3 protein-coding genes are annotated in these 4,136 nt (G+C 45.2%); all 3 read right to left on the bottom strand.

The annotated features are described in order from the left end of the window. Nucleotides 1-253: 253 nt before the first annotated feature. Nucleotides 254-1,921: a DNA polymerase III subunit gamma/tau gene (gene dnaX / locus SST62_RS0105080; protein WP_029186544.1), complete on the bottom strand. Its 1,668-nt coding sequence runs from the start codon at nucleotides 1,919-1,921 to the stop codon at nucleotides 254-256. Then, the gene (locus SST62_RS0105075; RefSeq protein ID WP_029186543.1) at nucleotides 1,921-2,418 is read right to left on the bottom strand and encodes a GAF domain-containing protein; all 498 of its coding nucleotides are present in this window, start codon (nucleotides 2,416-2,418) and stop codon (nucleotides 1,921-1,923) included. Before SST62_RS0105075 ends, dnaX begins: the two co-directional genes overlap by 1 nt. Nucleotides 2,419-2,515: 97 nt before the next feature. Continuing rightward, the coding region (locus SST62_RS0105070) for an LPXTG cell wall anchor domain-containing protein (protein ID WP_029942606.1) at nucleotides 2,516-4,136 on the bottom strand (1,621 nt) is incomplete at its 5' end.

Below are 4,136 nucleotides of genomic sequence, written 5' to 3'. Positions count from 1 at the left end.
ACCTCTCTAAACCCTTGATATGCATAGGGTTAGGGAGGGTTTTGTCGTTTCAAACTGTCAAAGACGGGATTATACCAAAAAATCAGTCGACTGGCTGATTTTTTATATCCCTTCTTTCTATGTATGCTAGTTAAACAAGAAAACACCAACTCAGTCGGTGCTTTCTTAAGGAGATTATGAAAAATATTTAGGATTGACTATAGTATACCTTAGTCAACCACATTCCACATCAGTCCTAAGACCGATATTGCTATCAATCATTTACTATCTCAACGGTGTCTGCTAGAAAGCCAAATTCTTCTGGAACAGGGCTTTCTTCTTTTTCTCTTTCTTGCGTTTTTTGCCCCTTGGCCTTGGCTGAAAATTCAGCCCGAATGCTGACCCAATCTTCTTGAGCAATAGCCAAAATCTGTGGCGAAAAACCTGCTGCCTTGCTGAGAATATTTCCAAACATGGTATTGAGATTGTCTCGTTTCATAGTCTGTTCTGCATTGAGTGGGGATTCAAAGGCCAAAATCGCATGATTTTCATTGGCTGCAACTGGCTGAGAACCAACAAGTAAGGCCCGGTCCGCACCAGATAAACTCTCGATAATTTCTCCCCAGGCATTTTGCAAGCGAGTTAAATTTTCACGCGCCAAAGCTGGATTTTCCATGGCTTCCTGTAGAATCGCATGAACCTTGCTGGTATCCAATCGGTACTTCTTCGGAGCCTGTGGCTTGCGTGAAACTGGCTTAACAGCACCCGGTTGATTTGAGAGTTGGCTTAATTGTTTCTGTAGGTCTGCTACTTGTTGCTGCAAACTGCTTATTTGGCTGACCACATCTGCTGGTAGCTCTGCCATTGCCCCCGAAGCCGAACCACTTTCAGCCAACCGAATGGTCATCATTTCAGCGTAAATCTTAGGTTGAGGGCTAGACTTGATGTCCGCCAGACCCTTGGTCACCAACTCAATCATGGTAAAGATCCGCTCCTGAGCCAGTGCTAGATTGTCCGTAAAACCAGCAGTCAGATGGGTATTCTCACCGCCTGTCTGCACGATAAGAAGGTCACGCAGGTAATGTAAGAGGTCCGTCGCAAAACGGCTCATGCTCTTGCCTTGGTCAAACAAGGTCTGCAGATGCCCCAATGCTGACACGCTATCTGCCTGACGCAGACTAGCTATATAGTCATCCAAGGCACGCAAGCTGATAGAACCCGTAATTTCCTCAGCAATTTCCAAGGTCACTTGCTGGTCCTGACTAAGGCTGAGAGCCTGATCCAAAATAGATAGGGCATCCCGCATCCCCCCTTCTGCCCGACGTGCAACAATGGTCAAAGCTTGGTCGTCAAAACTGATACCTTCCTTGGTCAAGATTTGAGCCAAATGGGCCTGAATATCCGTGACCTTGATGGATTTGAATTCAAAACGTTGCACCCTAGACAAAATCGTCGCAGGAATCTTGTGTAACTCTGTCGTCGCAAGAATAAAGACCACATTCTCCGTCGGCTCCTCCAAGGTCTTCAAGAGGGCATTAAAAGCCCCCGTTGACAGCATGTGGACCTCGTCAATGATATAAACCTTATAGGTCGCAAGACTCGGCGCATAGGTCGATTTGTCCCGAATATCACGGATTTCATCGACACCATTATTGGATGCCGCGTCAATCTCAATCACATCTTCCAGACTGCCCTCGGTAATGGCCTGACAGATATAGCAGTCATTACAAGGCTCACCGCCCACCTGATTGGGACAGTTCATGGCCTTGGCGAAAATCTTGGCTGCCGAAGTCTTACCCGTACCACGAGGTCCAGAAAAAAGATAGGCATGGCTGATTTTCCCCTGCTCAATGGCCTGCTTGAGCGTGGTCGCCACCACCTCCTGCCCCACCATTTCCCCAAAGGTCTGGCTGCGGTATTTCCGATATAAAGCTTGGTACATTACCCTTTTTCTCCAAACATAGCAAAATTCCAGTCCGTTTTCTCCACCAGGAGGGCAACAAACTGCTCTAAGTATTCTTGGTCAATGGCATCGTAATCCGCTACCAATCTCGAATCCAAGTCCAAAACGCCCAAAAGCTGGTCGTTTTTCAGCATAGGCACCACGATTTCCGAAAGAGCTGCCGCATCGCAAGAAATATAGTTATCATGCAAACGAACATCTTCTACGAGAATGGTCTGGCGTTTAGAAGCAGATTCACCGCAGACACCTTTACCAAGTTCGATGTGGACACAGGAAACGCCACCCTGAAAAGGCCCTAAAATCAATTCTTGACCATCATATAAGTAAAAACCTGTAAAGACAGAATTTGGTAGAGCCTGATTGAGCAGAGCTGAGGCATTAGACAAATTGGCAAGTGCATTGGTTTCGCCGTCTAATAGAGCCTCCAACTGAGCCAGTAATAATTGATATTGTGATTTTTTTTCTTGTTTCATCATAGGAACATTATAGCACAGATGACTAGTCTAGGACAGTACCGACTGTTAGAAACCAGCAAAAAACGAGACCTGTCGATCTCGTTTATAGGATAGCTAATTAAGAAGACTTGCGTGAACGTCTTTTCACAACTAGACCTGCTAGCCCCAGTAAGCCTAGACCTGTCATATGCCAAACAGAGTGAGCTTCACCAGTAGCTGGTAGGGTTTTGGCCTGTGGCTGACTAGTTGGCACAGGTTTGTCAGTTGACTGTTTGCTTTGACTTGCTGGTGCCGCTGGCTCCTTAGTCTCCTGTTCTGTTTCTTGTTTGCCTTGTGCTGACTGGCCAGTTGGACTTGTAGTTCCTGCTTGGCTGTCTTGCTTAGACAGAACAGTTGGCTCAGTAGCTGACTGCCCTGCTTGGTCAGCACTTGGCTGGACATTAGTTGGTGTCTCTGCTGGGCTGTTGGCTGGGGTTTCTGATGGAGTTTCCAATGGTTTGCTCACTGATGGATCAACAAGGGTTTCCGCTGGTTTGTCTGCAGGAGTAACAACTGAAGTTTCAGCTGGTTGAGGTGCTACCGGAGTTTCGACCGGTTGCTCTACTGGCTGTTCCACTGGGGTTTCTGCTGGTTTGTCCGTCGGAGTTGCCTTCGCAGCAGCAATGTTGGCCATTGCTTTTTCAAGTTTCTGAGTAATTTCTTTATGGTAAGAGATTTGATAATCCCAATATTCAGGAGCCCAACCAATAGCATTGATAATATCTTGATCTGTCAAGACTAGACCTACTGGTTTAGCAAATAAGGGTTGCACCAATACTAATTCTGAATGGAGTACAGATAAATTACTGTCCGCAAATATTTTTTCTAAATCATTCGCTTCATACGTAATATCATCAACTCCTAGCTCTTTCTTATAAACTTCGAATGCTTTTAATATCGTATTATGAAATTCATCAAATACTTTCTGATATTCCACACGTTGTTCAGGTCTAATTAACGCGTCAATAGAAGGAGCCTTGTCATAGTATACCTTAACTATTTTATTAGCAGCTAGTCTGAAAGTGCCTTCTTTCATATAGGTCCATCCGTCAAATCCTTCAGCCTTGCCTACTCGATATCCTGATATTACAGGGAACTCAAATCTTACTTCACTTCCTTCAGCACCACTCTGTTGAATGGTTTGGAGAATTTGTCCATCCTGATCCACTAATTGAATAGTGGAGTTTACTATATCATTGCCTGTTGGGCTATCTGTTAGAGGGGCAATAGAAGTATCCGTCGGAATAACATCTGAAGTTTCAGCTGGTTGGGACACTGCCGAAGTGTCACTAGAATTAGCATCCCCCGCAGGTTCTTCTGACTTTGGTTGTTCGATGCTCTCATTTTGAGAGTATACATATAATAAAGCCCCATCGGAAAAGACTGGCGGTGTGTACGAAGTGCTTATTAACGTATAGCCTTCAAATTCCTTAGGTGCAGCAATCTCTTGTCCTGGCTGGACTTCTATGTAACTCTCCCAGCCTTCAAGATTTACTTTTGTGCCGTCTAAATTTTGCCCACTGTAGTATACAACCACCCCAATGGGCTGATCTGAAGTATTTACATAGGTTTCTGCATAAACCTTTGGCGAAACAAAATCTGCTACCCCTGGATCAACCACACCTCCCAAAACAGTGACCGCTGCCAAACTTAGACCCAGCTTACTCCACTTAGCAAGCCGCTTCTTCCTAGAACTTCTT

The sequence above is a fragment of the Streptococcus suis YS56 genome, assembly GCF_000440115.1.
Taxonomy (GTDB): domain Bacteria; phylum Bacillota; class Bacilli; order Lactobacillales; family Streptococcaceae; genus Streptococcus; species Streptococcus suis_L.
Note: the sequence above shows the minus strand (reverse complement) of the source record. Positions and strands in the feature narration are given on the sequence as shown.